This window comes from Ralstonia soli, assembly GCF_023955655.1.
GTDB classification, from domain to species: Bacteria; Pseudomonadota; Gammaproteobacteria; order Burkholderiales; family Burkholderiaceae; genus Ralstonia; species Ralstonia soli.
In genome coordinates this window covers 369178-388065 of sequence record NZ_JAMXHT010000003.1, presented here as the reverse complement: position 1 = coordinate 388065, position 18888 = coordinate 369178, and the positions used below count along the sequence as shown (strand labels likewise).

The 18888-nt window shown below is 63.8% G+C and carries 22 protein-coding genes; 11 read left to right on the top strand and 11 right to left on the bottom strand.

Annotated features, from left to right (window positions below; all coding sequences use genetic code 11):
• Positions 1-33 precede the first annotated feature (33 nt).
• Positions 34-1323, bottom strand: coding sequence for a D-amino acid dehydrogenase (locus tag NG900_RS08820; RefSeq protein ID WP_252679340.1), 1290 nt, complete (start codon positions 1321-1323; stop codon positions 34-36).
• 121 nt (positions 1324-1444) lie between these two features.
• Here NG900_RS08820 and NG900_RS08815 point away from each other — a divergent pair, with 121 nt between their 5' ends.
• The 3 genes from NG900_RS08815 to NG900_RS08805 all read left to right on the top strand — a co-directional run bounded on the left by NG900_RS08815 (position 1445) and on the right by NG900_RS08805 (position 4845).
• Entirely contained in the window at positions 1445-1942 is a 498-nt protein-coding gene (locus tag NG900_RS08815) for an Lrp/AsnC ligand binding domain-containing protein (protein ID WP_252679338.1), read from the top strand.
• Positions 1943-2018: 76 nt separating this feature from the next.
• A complete protein-coding gene (locus NG900_RS08810; RefSeq protein WP_252679337.1) occupies positions 2019-3638 on the top strand; it encodes an alkaline phosphatase D family protein in 1620 nt (539 codons plus the stop codon).
• Between the two features lie 82 nt (positions 3639-3720).
• Positions 3721-4845, top strand: a complete 1125-nt coding sequence (locus NG900_RS08805; protein ID WP_252679335.1) for a PA0069 family radical SAM protein — start codon at positions 3721-3723, stop codon at positions 4843-4845.
• On the opposite strand, the gene NG900_RS08800 is transcribed toward NG900_RS08805, so the two are convergent.
• From NG900_RS08800 to NG900_RS08790, 3 genes are all read right to left on the bottom strand, one after another.
• The gene (locus NG900_RS08800; protein ID WP_252679333.1) at positions 4846-5301 is read right to left on the bottom strand and encodes an NINE protein; all 456 of its coding nucleotides are present in this window, start codon (positions 5299-5301) and stop codon (positions 4846-4848) included.
• A 164-nt stretch (positions 5302-5465) separates the two neighbouring features.
• Positions 5466-5858 carry a hypothetical protein gene (locus NG900_RS08795; RefSeq protein ID WP_252679331.1) on the bottom strand — a complete coding sequence of 131 codons (393 nt, stop codon included), beginning with the start codon at positions 5856-5858 and terminating at the stop codon, positions 5466-5468.
• 193 nt (positions 5859-6051) lie between these two features.
• Complete coding sequence (locus tag NG900_RS08790) at positions 6052-7125, bottom strand: PQQ-dependent sugar dehydrogenase (RefSeq protein WP_252679329.1); 1074 nt, start codon at positions 7123-7125, stop codon at positions 6052-6054.
• Positions 7126-7270: 145 nt separating this feature from the next.
• On the opposite strand from NG900_RS08790, the gene rpsP reads away from it, so the two are divergent.
• From rpsP to NG900_RS08760, 6 genes are all read left to right on the top strand, one after another.
• Positions 7271-7525 carry a 30S ribosomal protein S16 gene (gene rpsP, locus NG900_RS08785; protein ID WP_004629147.1) on the top strand — a complete coding sequence of 85 codons (255 nt, stop codon included), beginning with the start codon at positions 7271-7273 and terminating at the stop codon, positions 7523-7525.
• A gap of 46 nt (positions 7526-7571) precedes the next feature.
• Positions 7572-8213 carry a ribosome maturation factor RimM gene (gene rimM, locus NG900_RS08780; RefSeq protein WP_420804133.1) on the top strand — a complete coding sequence of 214 codons (642 nt, stop codon included), beginning with the start codon at positions 7572-7574 and terminating at the stop codon, positions 8211-8213.
• Between the two features lie 23 nt (positions 8214-8236).
• A complete protein-coding gene (gene trmD, locus NG900_RS08775; RefSeq protein ID WP_252679327.1) occupies positions 8237-9025 on the top strand; it encodes a tRNA (guanosine(37)-N1)-methyltransferase TrmD in 789 nt (262 codons plus the stop codon).
• 73 nt (positions 9026-9098) lie between these two features.
• Positions 9099-9485 (top strand): 50S ribosomal protein L19, encoded by a 387-nt coding sequence (gene rplS / locus NG900_RS08770; RefSeq protein WP_045786360.1) that lies wholly within the window; start codon positions 9099-9101, stop codon positions 9483-9485.
• Positions 9486-9592: 107 nt separating this feature from the next.
• Positions 9593-10285, top strand: coding sequence for a CoA pyrophosphatase (locus tag NG900_RS08765; RefSeq protein ID WP_252679325.1), 693 nt, complete (start codon positions 9593-9595; stop codon positions 10283-10285).
• A gap of 95 nt (positions 10286-10380) precedes the next feature.
• Positions 10381-11322 carry a CobD/CbiB family protein gene (locus tag NG900_RS08760; protein ID WP_252679323.1) on the top strand — a complete coding sequence of 314 codons (942 nt, stop codon included), beginning with the start codon at positions 10381-10383 and terminating at the stop codon, positions 11320-11322.
• Between the two features lie 23 nt (positions 11323-11345).
• Here NG900_RS08760 and NG900_RS08755 read toward each other — a convergent pair whose 3' ends face one another.
• From NG900_RS08755 to NG900_RS08745, 3 genes are read right to left on the bottom strand one after another with little or no spacing between them, the layout of a single operon-like run.
• Positions 11346-11660 carry a DUF2007 domain-containing protein gene (locus NG900_RS08755; RefSeq protein ID WP_252679321.1) on the bottom strand — a complete coding sequence of 105 codons (315 nt, stop codon included), beginning with the start codon at positions 11658-11660 and terminating at the stop codon, positions 11346-11348.
• 30 nt (positions 11661-11690) lie between these two features.
• Complete coding sequence (rsgA, locus tag NG900_RS08750) at positions 11691-12638, bottom strand: ribosome small subunit-dependent GTPase A (RefSeq protein WP_252679320.1); 948 nt, start codon at positions 12636-12638, stop codon at positions 11691-11693.
• Entirely contained in the window at positions 12635-13900 is a 1266-nt protein-coding gene (locus NG900_RS08745; RefSeq protein WP_252679316.1) for a M48 family metallopeptidase, read from the bottom strand. The genes rsgA and NG900_RS08745 overlap by 4 nt, the downstream gene beginning before the upstream one ends.
• 63 nt (positions 13901-13963) lie before the next feature.
• On the opposite strand from NG900_RS08745, the gene orn reads away from it, so the two are divergent.
• A complete protein-coding gene (orn, locus tag NG900_RS08740) occupies positions 13964-14611 on the top strand; it encodes an oligoribonuclease (RefSeq protein WP_252679314.1) in 648 nt (215 codons plus the stop codon).
• On the opposite strand, the gene mog is transcribed toward orn, so the two are convergent.
• A complete protein-coding gene (gene mog / locus NG900_RS08735; protein ID WP_252679312.1) occupies positions 14608-15255 on the bottom strand; it encodes a molybdopterin adenylyltransferase in 648 nt (215 codons plus the stop codon). The genes orn and mog overlap by 4 nt on opposite strands.
• Positions 15252-15866 (bottom strand): ribosome biogenesis factor YjgA, encoded by a 615-nt coding sequence (gene yjgA, locus NG900_RS08730; RefSeq protein WP_289813719.1) that lies wholly within the window; start codon positions 15864-15866, stop codon positions 15252-15254. Before yjgA ends, mog begins: the two co-directional genes overlap by 4 nt.
• A gap of 94 nt (positions 15867-15960) precedes the next feature.
• Between yjgA and pmbA the strand changes: the two genes are divergently transcribed.
• On the top strand, positions 15961-17334 hold the full coding sequence (gene pmbA, locus NG900_RS08725) for a metalloprotease PmbA (RefSeq protein WP_252679309.1): 1374 nt from the start codon (positions 15961-15963) through the stop codon (positions 17332-17334).
• 64 nt (positions 17335-17398) lie between these two features.
• On the opposite strand, the gene NG900_RS08720 is transcribed toward pmbA, so the two are convergent.
• Together NG900_RS08720 and NG900_RS08715 are read right to left on the bottom strand one after the other, a co-directional pair.
• The gene (locus NG900_RS08720) at positions 17399-17902 is read right to left on the bottom strand and encodes a dihydrofolate reductase (protein WP_252679306.1); all 504 of its coding nucleotides are present in this window, start codon (positions 17900-17902) and stop codon (positions 17399-17401) included.
• On the bottom strand, positions 17899-18693 hold the full coding sequence (locus NG900_RS08715; protein WP_252679303.1) for a thymidylate synthase: 795 nt from the start codon (positions 18691-18693) through the stop codon (positions 17899-17901). The genes NG900_RS08720 and NG900_RS08715 overlap by 4 nt, the downstream gene beginning before the upstream one ends.
• Positions 18694-18888 lie beyond the last annotated feature (195 nt).

The following is an 18888-nucleotide window of genomic DNA, read 5'->3' as shown; positions in this document are numbered from 1 at the left end:
CTCCCTTTTTCTTTGGTGCGGTGATGTCGCTGATCAGGCCAGCGCAGGCTTGCCTGCAGGCATCGGAGCACCGCCCATATAGCGATATACCGACAGATCGTCCGCACGGATAGCCGGCGAGCGGCCCGACACTAGATCCGACAGCAGCTTGCCCGAGCCGCACGCCATGGTCCAACCCAGCGTGCCGTGGCCCGTGTTGAGCCACAGGCCGCGCACCGGCGTCTGGCCGACGATCGGCGTGCCGTCCGGCGTCATGGGGCGCAGGCCCGTCCAGAACGAAGCGCGCGACACATCGCCCGCGCCCGGGAACAGATCGTTGACGACAAACTCCAGCGTCTTGCGCTTGCCCGGGTCCAGGCGCTTGTCGTAGCCGACGATCTGCGCCATGCCGCCCACGCGGATCCGGTCGTCAAAGCGGGTCACGGCCACCTTGTAGGTCTCGTCCAGGATGGTGGAGACGGGGCTCTTTTCAGCATCCGTCATCGGCACGGTGATCGAGAAACCCTTGAGCGGATACACCGGCACGTTCACCAGGTTCTTCAGGAACGGCGAGCTGTAGCTGCCCAGCGCCACGACCACGAGGTCGGCTTCCATCGGCTGCCCGTCGACCAGCGCGCCGCGCACGGCCTCGTTCTTGAAGATCAGGCTATTGATGGTGCGGTTGAAATGGAAGCGCACGCCCAACTGTTCAGCCATCGCGGCCAAGCGCGTGGTGAAGAGCTGGCAATCGCCCGTTTCGTCATTGGGTAGGCGCAGGCCACCGGCCAGCTTGTGGCGGGTCGAGGCCAGGCCTGGTTCACTGCGCACGAGGTCTTCGCGCGAAAGCAGTTCGTAGGGCACGCCAGCGCGCTCGAGCACGGCGATGTCGTTCGCGGCGCCGTCGAGCTGCTGCTGGGTACGGAAGATTTGCAGCGTGCCCTGCTGGCGGCCTTCGTAGGCGATGCCGGTGTCGGCGCGCAGGTCGCGGATGCAGTCGCGGCTGTATTCCGCCAGGCGCACCATGCGCTCCTTGTTTTGCGCGTAGCTGGCGGCGTCGCAGTTGCGCAGCATCTGCCACATCCACTTGAGCTGGAAGAGGGTGCCATCGGGGCGGATGGTGAGCGGCGCGTGCTCTTGGAACATCCACTTGATGGCCTTGAGCGGCACGCCCGGCGCGGCCCACGGCGATGCATAGCCCGGGGAGATCTGGCCAGCGTTGGCAAAGCTGGTCTCCAGCGCCGGACCGGCTTCGCGGTCGACGACGGTGACTTCATGGCCCGCGCGGGCCAGGTAATAGGCGCTGGTCACGCCGATCACGCCGCTACCAAGAACGAGCACGCGCATGTGATACTCCCCGGAGATGCATATACGATAGATGTCGCTATCGTATTCGCACATAGCCAGTCATTGTTTCTGTATATTTCATTGAAACAGCAATAACTCTGGTTTTGGAGCGTTTTGCCTCATGCGAACCCAACGCAAGCCCGTCCGGGCCCTCGACAAGCTCGACCGCCGCATCCTCGACCTGCTGCAGAAGGACGGTCGACTGTCGATGAAAGACCTGTCCGAGGCGGTCGGCTTGACCATCACCCCGTGCATCGAACGCGTCAAACGCCTGGAGCGCGAGGGCTTCATCCTTGGGTACTACGCGCGGCTGAATCCGGCCATGCTGGGCGCCTCACTGCTCGTGTTTGTAGAGATCAGCCTGGGCAGCAAGGCCGGCAATATGTTCGAGCAGTTCCGGCGCGAGGTGCTGCGCATTCCCGAGGTGCTGGAGTGCCACCTCGTCTCGGGCGATTTCGATTACCTCATCAAGGCGCGCATCCGCGAGATGAGCGAATACCGGCGCTTGCTCGGCGACATCCTGCTGCAGCTACCGGGCGCGGTGCAGTCCAAGAGCTACATCGTGATGGAAGAGATCAAGGAGACGCTCGCCATCGACGTGACGGAAGCGGACGCGTGACCGGGTTGGTGACCTAACGCTGTCACGAAAACCACTTAGGCTGGCCCGCGACGTTTCCACCCGTACCGGAGCCCCCATGTCTGACCAGCCGATCTTCAAGTCGACCCGCCGCACGCTCATCAAGGGCATCGTTTCAACCGGGGGCGCCGCGCTGCTCGGCTCGCGCATCGGCGAGGTGTTGGCGCAAGGCGTAGCGCCCGCTGCGGTGACTTCCGAGCGCCTGCGCCCGCAATTGCCCAGTGGCGTGATGAGCGGCGATATCACCGCCGACAGCGCCATCGTGTGGAGCCGCACCGACCGCCTCGCGCGCACGATCGTCGAGTATTCGACCGATGCCGCCTTCAAGAAAGTCGTGCGCCGTGTTGGCCCGGCGGCCACTGAAGCCAGCGGTTTCACCGCACGTGTCGACCTCACGGGTTTGCCTGCCGGTGCCGACCTGTTCTATCGCGTGCGTTTCCAGGATTCGGTGCACAACAAGGCGTTCAGCGAGCCCATCACCGGCCGCTTCCGCACGGCACCCGTTCAAGCCAATCGCCCGATCTGCTTCGTGTTCTCCGGCGATGAGGCTGGGCAGGGCTGGGGCATCAACGAGCGCTTCGGCGGCTATCGCCTGTACGAGGCGATGCGCCGCGAATCGCCCGACTTCTTCATCCACTCCGGCGATCAGATCTACGCCGATGGCCCGATCCAGGCCGAGGTGAAGCTGCCGGATGGCTCGCTGTGGACCAACCTCGTCACCGAAGCGAAGTCGCACGTCGCGCAGACGCTGGATGACTACCGCGGCGCCTTTGCCTACAACCAGCTCGACAAGAACAAGCGCCGCTTTGCTGCCGAAGTGCCGTTCCTCGTGCAGTGGGACGACCACGAAGTGCGCAACAACTGGTACCCCGGGCAGCAGATCGGCCCGCAAGAGAAGCGCTATCAGGAGCGCAGTGCCACGGTACTGGCGGCCCGCGCGAAGCAGGCGATGTTCGAGTACAACCCGTTCCGCTTCAACCCGGTTGACCCGGAGCAGATTTACCGCGCCTTCCAGTACGGCCCGCTGCTCGACGTGTTCATGCTGGACGAGCGCAGCTATCGCGGCCGCAACTCGCCGAACCGTCAGACCACGCTGGATGCCGACGCCGCCTTCCTCGGCCCGAAGCAGACGGCGTGGCTCAAGCAATCGCTCAAGCAGTCGAAGGCGACGTGGAAGGTGATTGCCAGCGACATGCCGATCTCGCTGGTGGTGCCCGACCTGAACCCGGACGTGCCCAAAGGCACCTATGAAGCGTGGGCCAATGCCGATGACGGCGCACCGTCCGGCCGCGAGCTGGAACTGGCCGAGATCCTGCGCTTCATCAAGCAGGAGAACATCCAGAACGTGGTGTGGGTGACTGCTGATGTGCACTACGCGCAGGCCACGTACTACCACCCGTCGCGCGCCAAGTTCACGGAATTCAAGCCATTCTGGGAATTCGTTGGTGGGCCGATCAACGCGGGCACGTTTGGGCCGAACGAAGTGGACCAGACCTTCGGGCCGGACCTGCGCTACATCAGCATTCCCAAGGACAATCCGCAAAACCAGTCCCCCGCCGCGCTGCAGCAGTACTACGGCCGCGCGAAGATCGACCCGGCCACGCGCACGATGCATGTGTCGCTGCACGACCTCGACGGAAAATCGCTCTGGGAAGTGAAGCTCGACCCCGAAGCGTAGTCGGCGCCACGCCAGCGGAACGGAAGCGGATGCGATAGCATCGACAGGCCCTCGCATCCGATTCCACTGCGCTTTGCCCGATATGTCCGACCGCCACGTTCCTCGCAAGGGGCGCGGCGCCACTTCCAATCTACAAGGTCGTTTTGAACGCGACGAACGCACGCGCGTCGATGACGGCTGGCAGCCGCTCGTTGGTCAATTGGATACCGACGATGCGCCACCGCGCCTGCAGACGAGCGTCTCCATCGAGCGTGCGCGGTCGATCCTGAGCCACAACCAATCGCCGGACATTCCGTTTGGTGTGTCGCTCAATCCGTATCGCGGTTGCGAGCACGGGTGCGTGTACTGCTTTGCGCGGCCCACGCATGCGTATCTGGAGTTGTCACCGGGGCTGGATTTCGAGACCAAGCTATTCGCCAAGACCAATGCCGCCGAGGTGCTGCGCGAAACGCTGGCCAAGCCCGGCTACCGGTGTGAGGCGATCGCGCTCGGCGTGAACACCGACGCGTATCAACCCATCGAGCGCGAGCTGCGCATCACGCGTGATGTGCTGCAGGTGCTGCACGATTGCGATCACCCGGTTGGGCTCATCACTAAGTCATCGTTGATCGAACGCGACATCGATCTGCTCGCACCGATGGCCGCCAAGAGCCTCGTCGTCGCAGCGGTGACGATCACCACACTCGATTCGGAATTGGCGCGCAAACTGGAACCGCGCGCGGCCACGCCATCGCGTCGCCTGCGCACGATCCGCACGCTGGCGGAAGCGGGCATTCCGGTAGGGGTGAGCGTGGCGCCGATGATCCCCTTCATCACCGACGACCACATGGAGCAGATTCTGGAAGCCGCGCGCGAGGCGGGCGCAACCTACGCTAGCTACATCGTGCTGCGCCTGCCGAATGAGTTGAACGCCGTATTCCAGGATTGGCTGACGGCGCATTTCCCAGATCGCGCGCAACGCGTGATGAACCGCATCCGCGATCTGCACGGCGGCCAAGACTACAAGGCGGATTTCGCCACGCGCATGCGCGGCACCGGCATCTGGGCAGACCTGCTGCGGCAGCGCTTCTACAAGACGGCCGACAAGCTCGGCTTCAACTACCACCGCTACAACGAACTCGTGCTCGACACGTCTCAGTTCAAACCGCCCGCACGCGCTGCCAAACCGAGAAAGCCTGTCGATGAGCGCCAGGGCAGTTTGTTCTGATTACTGCGACAGCTCCTTCGCCGCCTGTACCTGTGTTTCGAAGTAGGTCTGGAACGTGATGGCGAGGCCGGCCATGAGCATGCCGGTGCCGATCATCAGTGTGAGGATGGTCAATAGAACGACCGGCCAGCCTGAGCGCGTGGGCGTGCCGTTGGCATTAAATTGCGCATCCCATTTGTCGTCAGGGCGAAGCCCGTACACCAGCGCCGATAGAAACCCCGCCAGCACCGAAGCCCCGCCGATGATCGCGCAGACCCAACCCGGCACGCTCGCACGCTGCGTGGACCACAGCAACGCCACACCAATCGCGCCGAGCACCATGGCAAGCACCTGCGACCACGCCCAGAAGTCGCGTCCGCCCTTGAGGTAGAAGCGATGCGCGCCCACGCTCCCGAACAGGAAGGCGAGCAATACGGTCAGGAGCTTGGATTTTTTTTGGAGAGCGGTCGTAGACATGGCAGGGCGTAGAACACACGGCAAGACAACACAGCGCCGCGCATTCTACGCCCAACACGAAGCGCCACGCAGCCAGATCGCGACGTCGGGAGCGCGTCCTAAAGACGCATCAGCAAAGGGAAGAAGGGGCGCCAAATTGCAGCCGGGCGTGGCGAATAGGTTGTTTAGCCCCGGCGCGAGCCGCGCCAGTTGCCGCCCTGATCGCCGTTGCCGCGCTCCTGGCGCATGCGTTCCTGCTGTTGCCAGTCGCCGCGCCCCCCGCCCTCGTGGGGCTGCACACGCCCATTGAGCCGATCGTCCGCGCGGGCGCGCGCTTCCATGCGTTCCATCTGCGCGCGGATGCGGGCGGCCTGTTCGCCTCGGGATTCAACGAAGAACATCTGCGCCACCAGCGGACGTGCGGGGCGCGCAGCGTCGGCTTGTGTCCACGCTGGCATGGCGGGTTCTGCAAAGGCGACGGCGGCCTGACGCGCCGATGCGTTGGCAGCCAGAGCGCCCGCAGAGGCGACGATCAGAACGCCTGCCGCCAGGGGGCGAAGCAATGCGCGGATCGGCATGACTTTCTCCTGTCGGGCAAGGATTCGAAAGCGCCACGCACCGCCTGCTTCAGGGGGGTGAGAGAGAGGTCGGCGGCGCGTGTTCATGTCTGTCAATGTAAGGCTTCACCTACCACGCATCCACTGTCCGAACGTTACCCATGTAACGAGATGTTTCCCGCACGCTTTGCCCACCCGGTAGGCGGCGCCTGCGTCATTTTCCTGTGTAGCGAATGCGATACACCGCCCCGGCCAGATCGTCCGATACGAGCAAGCTGCCGTCGGGTGCGACAAGCACATCGGCCGGGCGGCCCCATGCGCGTTCACCTTGCAGCCAGCCTTGTGCGAAAGGCTCCTGCTTTGCCACCTTGCCGGTATCGTTGAGCACCACGCGCACCACGCGGTACCCGACTTTGGACGATCGATTCCACGACCCGTGCTCGGCAATGAAGACATTGTTGCGGTATTCCGCCGGATAGCTGCTCCCCGTATAGAACCGCATGCCGAGCGCCGCGACGTGCGCCCCCAGCTTGCCAGCGGGCGGCTCATAGTCGCTGCATGGATGTCCGGCGCCGAATTCAGGGTCAGGGATGTCGCCAGCGTGGCAAAACGGATAGCCGAAGTGCGGGTTCGGCCGGGAGATGCGATTGAGTTCGTCATCCGGCACGTCGTCGCCCATCATGTCGCGGCCGTTGTCGGTGAACCACAGCTCGTGCGTGACCGGGTGCCAGTCGAAGCCGACCGTGTTGCGGATGCCACGCGCCACGAGCTCAAGGCCGCTGCCGTTGGTGTTCATGCGCATGATGTTGGCGTAGCGGTTCTCGTCGGGCCGGCAGATGTTGCAAGGCGCACCCACCGGCACATACAGCTTGCCATCCGGCCCGAATGCGATGAATTTCCAGCCGTGTTGCGTCTCGGTCGGCAGCTTGTCATTTACGACGACGGGTTCCGGAGGGTGGGTGACGCGTTTGTCGATACCATCCAGCCGCACGATGCGCGATACCGCAGACACATACAGGTTGCCGTCACGCCAAGCCACGCCCACGGGTAGCTGCAGCCCTGACGCCACCACGTGCACCGGCGCATTCGGCGTCTGCAGCGACATCGCATAGACCTTTCCCGCGCGGCTGCCCACATAAAGCATGCCGGACGGGGAGAGCGCCATTTCGCGTGCGTCCGGCATCGCATCGGTCAATACATCGACGTGAAAGCCGGGCGGAACGTGGAGCGTTTCGACAGGCAGCTTGGCCGCGGTCGGGTGCGCCAGCCCGAGCCACGCTGCGAGCACAATCGCGGCCCGCGCGTACTGCCCACCCCACGCGCGCCGGCCGCGATACGCGCGCGTCGGGTCTAAGTGTTTGTTTGGCCGGCAAAATTGCGCTATACTTGCGTGTTTCTCTGTACGCATACCCAGTTTTTCAAGGAAAAGATCCATGGTCGTGATCCGTCTGGCCCGCGGTGGCTCCAAGAAGCGCCCGTTCTTCAATATCGTTGCGACCGACTCGCGTAACCGCCGTGATGGCCGTTTCATCGAGCGCGTCGGTTTCTACAACCCGCTCGCCGGTGAAGGCGAAGAAGGTCTGCGCATCGTGCAAGACCGCCTGACCTACTGGGAAGGCGTGGGCGCGCAACTGTCGCCGACGGTTGCCCGTCTGGTGAAGCAAGGCGCCAAGAAGGCAGCTGCCTAAGTTTTAGCATGCGTCGATCGACGGTGCCGTCCGTGCACTTCCTGCCGTGACGCGCGCTGCATCGACACGGCCCGGCCCTGTGGCTGCCGCAACGCAGGCGACCTTGCAAAAGGTTGCCGAACGCTTGCAGGCCATGTGTCCGGGCACGGGCGCGAACCCGACGCTCCCAGACGATCTCGTCGAGGTGGGCTATGTGGGTGGCGCCTATGGTATTCGTGGTTGGATCAAGGTCCAGCCGCACGGCGACGCTAACGCGCTGCTGAACGCGCGCGTCTGGTGGCTCAAGCCGGCGGCGGGGGTGCTGGCAACGTCGACGGACTGGCGAGTGTTTCCCGTGGGCACGTCGCGCGAGCATAGCGGCACGGTAGTGGCAGGTTCGCCTGCCGCGCCCGATCGCAATGTCGCCGAGGCGTTGCGCGGCTGCGCCGTGTGGGTCAGCCGGGCCGACTTCCCCGAACCGGATGATGACGAGTTCTACTGGGTCGATCTGATCGGCGCCACGGTCGTCAACGAGCAGCAGGAAACCCTCGGCACGGTGGCCGGCCTCATCGACAACGGTGCGCATCAAATCCTGCGTATCGTGGGCGAAGATGCGGTCGAGCGGCTTGTGCCGTTTGTCGAGGTGTACGTGAAGTCGGTGGATGTGGCTGGCAAGCGCATCGTCGTCGACTGGGGTCTGGATTACTGAACATGCGGCCGGAGAATTCGGCGATGCAGTTCGATGTCATCTCGCTGTTTCCGGACATGTTCCGGGCGCTGACGGACTGGGGCATCACTAGCCGCGCAGCCAAACAGCAGGTGTACACGTTGCGCACCTGGAACCCACGCGACTTCACGACGGACAATTACCGTACCGTGGACGACCGGCCTTACGGCGGTGGCCCCGGCATGGTGATGTTGGCCAAGCCGCTGGAAGCGGCGCTGGACGCGATTGGAAAGGCGCAGGCTCCTGCCGCTTCGCACGTCGTGTTGCTGTCGCCGCAAGGCAAGCCGCTCACGCACAAGCGGGTGATGGAATTGGCGCAGTTGCCGGCGCTCACGCTGCTGTGCGGACGCTACGAGGCGATTGATCAACGTCTGGTTGATCGCCGTGTGGATGAGGAAATCAGCCTTGGCGATTTCGTCCTCTCCGGTGGTGAGATTGCGGCGATGGCGATCATCGACGCGGTGGTGCGGCAGTTGCCCGGCGTGCTGGGCGATGCGCAGTCGGCAGTGCAGGACAGCTTCGTCAACGGCTTGCTGGATTGCCCACACTACACGCGGCCGGAAGAGTACGAAGGCGTGCGTGTGCCCGATGTGCTGCTGGGCGGCCACCACGCCGAGATCGAGAAGTGGCGCCGTCAGCAGGCGCTGTTGAATACGATGCACAAACGCCCTGATCTGATCGAGGCGGCGCGCAAGCAAGGTTTGTTGTCCCGCAGCGATGAGGTTTTCCTCGCTGCCGCGGCGATAACGGCAAAGGGGTCGGAAGCTTCCACACCGGGAGCCTCGGCCAAGTGAAGTTCCCATCCTCTACCGGGGCCACGGTCAATCGACCGGGCAAAACGCCGGCATGATGGTCAAGGAGAAAAAGATGAATCTCATCGAGCAAATCGAGCAGGAAGAAATCAAGCGCCTGACGGCCAACAAGACGATCCCCCCGTTCGCCCCTGGCGACACCGTGATCGTCAACGTGAACGTCGTTGAAGGCAACCGCAAGCGTGTGCAGGCGTATGAAGGCGTCGTGATTGCCAAGCGCAATCGTGGCCTGAACTCGTCGTTCATCGTTCGCAAGATCTCTTCGGGCGAAGGCGTGGAGCGTACGTTCCAGCTGTACTCGCCGCTGCTGGCCAGCATCGAAGTGAAGCGTCGCGGTGATGTGCGCCGTGCGAAGCTGTACTACCTGCGCGAGCGCTCGGGCAAGTCGGCTCGCATCAAGGAGAAGCTGACCTTCAAGCGCAAGGAAGCCGCTGCGGAGTAATCTGCGGGCGTTGCGAAAAGGCACCTTCGGGTGCCTTTTTTCTCTTTGGGGGCGGAAGATTGCCCCCACCTGTGTCTTACGTTCACGACCAATCCGTTCCCAGTCCGATGCGCCGTCCCGTATTCGATCCAGAGCAGTTGCCGGTCGTGCCGATCGAGGCACCATTGCCGGCGCTCGAGGCGGCGCGGCTGACGGCCGGGTTCGTGCGCGAGCGATTGCGCACGCAACCCGAGTGGCAACCGGAGCAAACGGATGAATCGCGCCTGATCGACGCCTCGCTCAAGCTGCGTGAGGCTGCTGTGCTGGTGCCGCTGGTGCAGCGCGAGACCGGATTGACTGTGCTCCTGACGCAACGCAATGCGTCGCTCAGCCAACATGCGGGTCAGGTCAGTTTTCCTGGCGGCGGGCGTGAAGCCTTCGACCGTGACATGGTCGACACGGCGCTGCGCGAGACGATGGAGGAGGTCGGCATCGATGCCGGCCATATCGAGGTGGTCGGGCACCTGCCGGACTACATAACCGGTACGGGTTTCCATGTGAGCCCTGTTGTGGGCTTGCTGATGCCCGATTTCACGCTGCAGCCGGACCCAAGCGAAGTGGCCGAGGTGTTCGAGGTGCCGCTCGCCTTTCTGATGGATCCGGCCAACCACCAGATGCGTGAGCTGCGCTGGGAAGATCGCGTGCGGCGTTTCTACGCGATGCCATATCCCGCGTCGGGGCAACCGGAGGCGGGCTACCACTTCATCTGGGGCGCGACAGCCGGCATGCTACGCAACCTCTATCACCTGCTGGCAGCGTAGCGCGGGTGTCACGGTGCGCTGTTGCGCGCACGCCGTGTGCTATCGTCTTGCTCATCGCATTCACGGCGTGATCCACGCCTTCGCAACGCCCTCCAATGACTTTTTTCTCCGTACTCTGCGCGCTGATCCTCGAGCAATTCCGTGCGCTCAGCCGAGACAACCCGATCTACGACGTCGTACGCGCCCTGGCCGCGCGGGCAGAAGAATGGTTCGACACGGGCCATCGCCGCGATGCGGTGCTCGCCTGGTGTGTGGTCACGCTGCCAATGGTGCTGGTCGTGGCGCTGGTGCACTACCTGCTGTCGTCGATCAGCCTTGGACTGGCGTTCCTGTGGAACGTGCTGATGGTCTACCTGACGCTCGGCTTCCGCCAGTTCAGCCACTACTTCACCGATATCCACGAGGCGCTGCGCAGCGATGACGTTGTCACCGCGCGTCTGCTGCTCAACGAATGGTCGGGCTTGGATACGACCGATATGCCGGTCAACGAGATCGTCCGCCACACGCTCGAATGCGCGATCGTGGCAGCGCACCGTCACGTGTTCGGCGTGTTCTTCTGGTTTCTGGTGCCGATCGGTCCGGCGGGAGTGGTGCTGTATCGCGGCGCCGAATACCTGGCTCGCCATTGGAGCGACACGTCGATGGAGCGCAGCCCCGCGCTGGGCCTGTTCGCCCGGCAGGCGTTCTTTGTCATCGATTACATCCCGTCGCGCCTGACGGCGGTTGGCTTCGCCATCGTCGGCAACTTTGAAGACGCGGTGTACGCCTGGCGCAATCGTGCTGCAAAGTGGAGCGACGAAGTGAACGGCATTCTGCTGGCAGCCGGCGGCGGTGCCCTGGGCGTACGTCTGGGGACCCCGATTGCGCAGCGGGATTCGGCAGAGAGCCTTGCCGATGAGGACGGCTCCTATCCCGTGGAAGTCGGGCAAGAGCCAAACGTGCGCACCTTGCAGTCGGCCGTGGGGCTGGTGTGGCGTGCGGTGGTGCTGTGGATGCTGCTGCTGGCGATGCTGTCGATCGCCGTGTGGCTGGGTTGATGCGGCACACCGTCTAGCGTTGGTCAGGCCGCGTCCTCGCGGTCTTTGCCGCAGCGCCAGCACTGGGCGAACTGGGGTTCATGTGTCTCTCCGCAATGCGCACAGCGCCAGGCGGGGCCGGTGGGCGGATGCCGCGCCTGATCGAGCAGCGCCTGCGCCTGCGCTTCCTGCGCCGGATTCACCAGCCACACCTGCGCGGCGCAATCCTGCGGCGGCACATCGCCCGCCACGCTGCTCAGGTAGATGTTGCGCAGCTCGGTGCGGATGCCGGCAGCGGACAACACATTCTGCCAGTGCGCCGCCATGCCAAGCGATGGACTGCTGATCAGCAACTTCATCTCAGCCTCCCCGAACGTGTTGCGAAGCCGCTACCAGGGCTTCTGCTGTTCCGATTCGTGCAGCAGTTGCGCATAGAGCTGGTGCCGGCGCGGATCGATCTTGCCTTCGGCCATCGCACCCAGAATGCCACAGCCAGGCTCTTGCAGATGCCGGCAGTTGTAAAAGCGGCATTCAGTCAGGCGCGGACGGAATTCGGGGAAGGCACGTTCCAGCATGCCCTCGCTCAGGTGGTGCAGGCCGAATTCCTGAAACCCCGGTGAGTCGATCAGCACACCGCCCCGGCCCCAATCTGAGGGCAGGTGATAGAGCCGTGTGAACGTGGTCGTATGTTTGCCGGAATCAAGCTTCTCGGAGATCTCGCGTGTCTGCGCATCGACACCCGGAATCAGCAGGTTCAGCAGCGACGACTTGCCCATGCCCGACTGCCCGATCAGGATCGATGCACGCCCGGCGACGTGCGGTTCCAGCGCAGCGTGCGCCGCTTCCGGCGCGCCATGCACCGACAGTTCCACGATCGTGTAGCCAAGTTCCCGATACAGCGCCAGGCGCGAGCGGGCGGTTTCCAGCCGCGCGGTCAGGTCGATCTTGTTGAGCAGGATCAGCGGGGTGATGGCAAGCGATTCAGCGGCGACCAGCGCGCGGCCGAGCAGATCTTCGGAGAAGCTCGGCTCGGTGCCGAGCATGATGACGACCTGGTCGAGGTTCGCGGCCAGCATCTTCGATTTGAACTGATCGGAGCGGTGGAGCAGGTTGCGGCGTTCTTCCACGCGCACGACCACGCCCTGGTCGACGGCGGTGGCTTCATAGACCACGCGATCGCCGACGGCGCATTCGCTGCGCTTGCCGCGCGGGAAGCATTGCAGATAGCCGCCGCCTTCGCGCTCAACCAGGTAGTGACGGCCGTGCGCCGCGATGACAAGCCCGTGTTCGCCGGCGGTGGCTTGCTTCTGGGCGCGGCCCGGTTTGCCGCGGGTCATGCGCGGGCCTGCACGAGGCGCTCTACGCGCTGCGACGCGGTCGGGTGCGAGTAGTAGAACGACGAGTAGACCGGGTCCGGCGTGAGCGTGGAAGCGTTGTCCTGGAACAGCTTGACCAGCGCCGAGACGAGTTGCTTGGCGTCAGCGTGCTCGGCGGCGAAAGCGTCGGCTTCGTACTCGTCCTTGCGCGACGACAGGCTGGCCACCGGCGACACGAAGAACGTGAACACCGGCAGCGCCAGGAAGAACAGCATCAGCGCCAGCGCGTGGTTGTCGGAGAACAGGTTGGGCGCCACGCCAAGGCCGAGGTAGAACCACGTGCGCGTCATCAGCCAGCCGAGCAGCGCCAGCGCGCCCAGGCTCAGCACGAACGTTACGGCGATACGCTTGGTGATGTGATGGCGCTTGAAGTGCCCCAGCTCATGCGCGAGCACCGCCTCCATCTCGGACGCATTCAGGCGTGCGAGCAGCGTGTCGAAGAAGACGATGCGCTTGGTGGCGCCAAAGCCGCTGAAGTACGCGTTGCCGTGTGCGCTGCGGCGGCTGCCGTCCATCACGAACAGGCCCTTGCTGGCGAAGCCGCAGCGCTTGAGCAGGCTTTCGATGCGCGTGCGCATTTCCTCGTCTTCCAGCGGCGTGAACTTGTTGTAGAGCGGGGCGATGACGTTCGGGTAGATCGCCTGGACAAACAGCATGAACGCCATCCAGACGATCCAGGTGTAGAGCCACCAGTACGCGCCCATCTTGTCCATCAGCCACAGCACGGCCAGCAGCAGCGGCAGGCCCAGCACGCTGCCGATGACGATGCCTTTCACCAGATCGAGCGCCCACAGCTTGAACGTCATGCGGTTGAAGCCGAAGCGTTCTTCGACGACAAACTGCGCGTACAGCGAGAACGGCAGCTCGATCGCGCTGCTGATGACGATGACCGACGCGATGAGCGCCACGCCATACACGTAACCCGGCCCGAAGACACCCAGCCATGCCTGGTTGATCCAGTTCAGCCCACCGAACAGCGTCAGCGCGATCAGCAAGGCGGCCTGCACCGGTACTTCGAGCATGGCCAAGCGGGTGCGGGCGATGGTGTAGTCGGCTGCCTTGTGGTGCATGTCCAGCGTGATTGATTCGGCAAACTGCGCGGGTACGGCATCGCGGTGGCGCGCCACGTGGCGGATCTGCCGCGCGGCCAGCCACAGGCGCGTGGCGGACATCAGCACGAGGGCGATCAGGAAGACAACGCTAAAGACGGTCGGGGCGGGCATGTGGGGAAACACCTATCAGATATGCGAAAATTATAGCCTTCAGTCATTTTCTCAAGGCATTCCGTGAGTACTTCTGCACCCCAGCCAGCCGCATCGTCCGCGACCCCCAGCCGTGTTGCCGCCAAGAGCGACAACAATCTGGTCTGGCTCGACATGGAGATGACCGGCCTGAGCCCCGAAAACGACCGCATCATCGAAGTGGCCGTGGTGGTGACGGATTCGGAGCTGAACATCCTGGCGGAAGGCCCGGTGCTGGTGATCCATCAATCCGACGAGCTGCTCGACGGCATGGACGCCTGGAACAAGGGCACGCACGGCCGCTCGGGCCTGATCGACAAGGTCAAGGCGTCGACCACCACGGAAGCCGAAGCCGAAGCGGAACTGCTGGCATTCCTCAAGAAGTGGGTGCCGAAGAGCAAGTCGCCGATGTGCGGTAACTCGATCTGCCAGGACCGCCGCTTCATGGCGCGCTACATGCCCAAGCTGGAGGAGTACTTCCACTACCGCAACCTGGACGTCTCGACCCTCAAGGAACTGTGCAAGCGCTGGCAACCGGCGATTGCCAAGGGCTTTACCAAGCACCAGCGGCACACTGCGTTCGCTGACATCATCGAGTCGATCGAAGAGCTGCGTTACTACCGCGAGCACTTTATCCGCGACGAACGGCAGACGCCGGAGGCCGAAGCATTGGCCTCCTCGGTCGCTCCCTAAGCCTGCAACGGCTTGGCACGGACAGCGTGCTTGGGCCGCCAGGCCTTGACCACGCTGTCGTTCGTTTCGACGTACGGGCCGCCGATCAGGTCGATGCAATAGGGCACGGCGGCAAAGATGCCTGGCACCGTGGGGCGGCCTTCAACATCCTTCAGGCCTTCCAGCGTTTCCTTGATGGCGCGTGGCTGTCCGGGCAGGTTGATGATCAGCGTGGCACGTGACGGCGTTTCACGGATCACCGCCACCTGACGCGACAAGATCGCCGTCGGCACGAAATGCAGGCTGATCTGGCGCATTTGCTCGCCGAAGCCCGGCATTTCCTTGGTGGCGACGGCCAGCGTGGCCTCGGGCGTCACGTCGCGGCGCGTGGGACCGGTGCCGCCGGTGGTGAGCACCAAGTCGCAGCCCGCGTGGTCGACCAGGTCGATCAGCGTTTCGGCAATCGTGGCCTGGTCATCCGGAATCAGCCGTTCCACCCCTTGCCACGGCGACGTGAGTGCGGCGCCAAACCAGTCGCGCAGCGCTGGAATCCCCTCATCCTGATACGTGCCAGCCGAGGCGCGGTCCGAAATCGACACAAAACCGACGATCAGTTCGTCGGGATGGCGGCGGGTGAGCGGGGAGGAAGTGGCGGGGGCAGTCATGCTTCGTCGTCTTCGGCTTCGGGTTGATCGGCTTCGTCATCACGGCTATTGCCATCCAGCGCGTGCTTGACCATCTGGAAGATCTCGCGCGACGACTTGGGCGGCTTGGCCAGTTGCGCTTCCTTGCGCGCGTTGCGCACCAGCGTGCGCAGGGCCTGCACATCGGTGTCCGGGTGCGCAGCAATGAACTCGGTGACGGCGTCGTCGCTGGCGATCAGGCGATCGCGCCAGCGCTCGATGGCGTGCAGACGGGCGGTTTCCGCCTTGGACGCCCCCACGAAGGAGGCCAGCACGCGGCGGATGGCTTCGACTTCCTCGTCGGTCAGGGCGCGCATCAGCTTGCCGATGTACTGCATCTGGCGGCGCTTGCCTTCATGGGCTGTGGTGCGTTTGGCTTCTCGCAGGGCGTCGGTCAGCTTCTCGGGCAGCGGTACCTTGGCGAGTTTGTCCTTGGGCAGCGCTTCGAGCGCCGCACCCAGGTCTTGCAGGGCGTTCACCTCGCGCTTGCGCTGCGATTTGCTCTTGGGCGTATCCGGATCGTCCTCGTCACCGATGTCGGTGCGCACGACAGGTTGCAGATACGTGGGGTTGTGTCGGGATGCTCGGCTCATGGCGCGCATTGTATCTTGCTATGATGGGTGCTTCCGCCCGTTTTGGCCCGATTTGGCCAAATCGCGGCCTCCGTTTTTCCCCTCCAGATTGCCTATGTCTCAAACGCTCGATTCCAAGACTGCCCCCGTGTTTGCCTACCGCCGCGAACAGCTCGAAGCGATGGCCACCGATGTGTTGCGCATTGCACGCGAGCTCGGCGCCACCGATGCCGCGACGGAAATCTCCGAAGGCCAGGGCCTGTCGGTCACGGTGCGCAAGGGGGAGATCGAGACCATCGAGCAGAACCGCGACAAGATCGTCGGCGTGACGGTCATGCTGGGCAAGAAGCGCGGCAACGCCAGCACGTCGGATTTCTCGCCGGCGGCGTTGCGCTCCACGGTGGAGGCCGCGTACAACATCGCCCGCTTTACGGCCGATGACGACGCTGCCGGCCTGGCCGAAGAAGAGCTGCTGGAGAAGCATCCGCGCGACATGCAGCTCTATCACCCGTGGATGATCGATGCCGAGGAGGCCGTCGAAATCGCCCGGGCCGCTGAAGCCGCCGCTTTTGCCGTGAGCCCGAAGATCCGCAACAGCGATGGCGCGAGCATCTCGGCGCAGCATTCGCACTTCGTGCTTGCGACCTCGCGCGGTTTCATGGCGGGCTATCCGTATTCGCGTCACTTCATTTCGGCCGCGCCGATTGCCGGATCGGGCGCGCATATGCAGCGCGACGACTGGTATTCGTCCAAGCGCTCGCCGAAGGACCTGGCCGCGCCTGAGGCCATCGGCAAATACGCCGCGGAACGCGCGCTGGCACGTCTGGGTGCACGGCGCCTGACCACGCGCAAGTGCCCGGTGCTGTTCGAGGCGCCGCTGGCGGCAGGCTTGCTGGGCGCGTTCGTGCAGGCCGTGTCGGGTGGTGCGTTGTACCGCAAGTCGACGTTCCTGCTCGACTCGCTCGGCAAGGAAGTGTTTGCGCCGCACGTGCAGATCAAGGAAGACCCGCATGTGTTGGGCGGCATGGGCAGCGCGCCGTTCGACGAAGAAGGCGTGCGTACGCAACGCCGCGATGTGGTGAAGAACGGCGTGGTCGAGGGCTATTTCCTGTCGACCTATTCTGCACGCAAGCTGGGTATGCAGACCACCGGCAACGCTGGCGGCTCGCACAACCTGACATTGTTCTCCGACAAGACGCAGCCCGAGGATGACTTTGCCGGCATGCTGCGCCGCATGGGCACGGGCCTGCTAGTCACTGAACTCATGGGCCAGGGCGTGAACTACGTGACCGGCGACTACTCGCGCGGCGCATCGGGCTACTGGGTCGAGAACGGCGTGATCCAGTATCCGGTGGAAGAGATCACCATTGCTGGCAACCTGGGCGAGATGTTCCACCAGATCGTCGCGATCGGCGCAGATGCACTGGTGCGCGGTACGAAGGAAACCGGCTCCATCCTGATCGAACAGATGACGATTGCCGGCGAGTAATTCGCCGCAGCCGAAATGAAAAACGCGCTCGAAACTGAGCGCGTTTTTTGTTGCTTGCCGCCGGTTACTGCTCGTTCGAGGGCGGGCGCTCGTACGTGACGAAGGCGTAGTCGAAATCGTTGGGCGCGGCCGCGTGATGCGTCTCGCGTGCAACTTCGTGCCAGACCTTCGGGTCGGGCGCAGGGAAGTGAGCATCGCCTTCGAAATCCGCATCGATCTCGGTGACGATCAGGCGATCCGCACTCGGAAGGGCATCCGCATACAGCTGTGCGCCACCGATCAGGAAGATCTGCTCGACGCCCACGCACAGGCGCTGTGCATCTTCCAGCGAGTAAGCAATCTCGCAGCCCGGCAGCTCCAGCTTGGCATTGCGCGTGACGACGATGTTGCGACGACCCGGTAGCGGACGGCCGATCGAGTCGTACGTCTTGCGGCCCATGACGATGGGTGCGCCCATGGTGGTGCGCTTGAAGTGCGCGAGGTCTTCGGGCAAGCGCCAGGGCAGCGTGTTGTCCCGGCCGATGACGCCGTTGCGGGCGCGGGCGACGATGAGCGTGAGGAGGGTCATACGGCGACAGGGGCCTTGATTGCAGGATGGCTCTGATAGCCGACGATCTCGAAGTCTTCGTACTGGTAATCGAAGATACTCTCGGGCTTGCGCTTGATGACCAGTTTCGGCAGCGGCAGCGGCTCACGCGCGAGTTGCGTCTCGACCTGTTCGAAGTGGTTGTTGTAGAGGTGGCAATCGCCGCCGGTCCAGACGAAATCGCCCACGTCCAGGCCGGTCTGCTGCGCCACCATGTGCACGAGCAGCGCGTAGCTGGCAATGTTGAACGGCACGCCGAGGAAGATGTCGGCGCTGCGCTGGTATAGCTGGCACGACAGCTTGCCGTCGGCCACGTAGAACTGGAAGAACGCGTGGCAGGGCGGCAGCTTCATGCGCGGGATGTCGGCCACGTTCCAGGCCGAGACGATCAGCCGACGCGAATCGGGGTTGCGCTTGATCTGCGCGATCAGTTCGGCGATCTGGTCGATGTGCTCGCCGTTGGGCGTCGGCCACGAGCGCCACTGGGAGCCGTAGACGGGGCCCAGTTCGCCGTCGGCATCGGCCCATTCGTCCCAGATCGTTACGCCGTTGTCCTGCAGCCAGCGCACGTTGGTCGAGCCCTGGAGGAACCACAGCAGTTCATAGACGATGGACTTGATGTGGACCTTCTTGGTCGTCACCAGCGGAAAGCCGTCCTGCAGGTTGAAGCGCATCTGGTGGCCGAACACGGAGCGCGTGCCGGTGCCGGTGCGGTCGGCTTTGTCGGTGCCATGTTCGTAGACATGGCGCATCAGGTCGAGATAGGGCTGCATTGCGGCTCGGCGGACCGAAAAAATATCTAAAAAAGGATCCAAACAAGATCGAACCGCATTGTAACGTGCCGTGCCGGAAGCAGCCGGGCACTACTCAGGGCGGTGCTCGACGTGCCAACTATGCGGGTAGTGTCAGAGAACTGGCCCGGTCCAACGGGCGACACAGTTGGGCTGGTAACTCGCGGAATTGTCGAT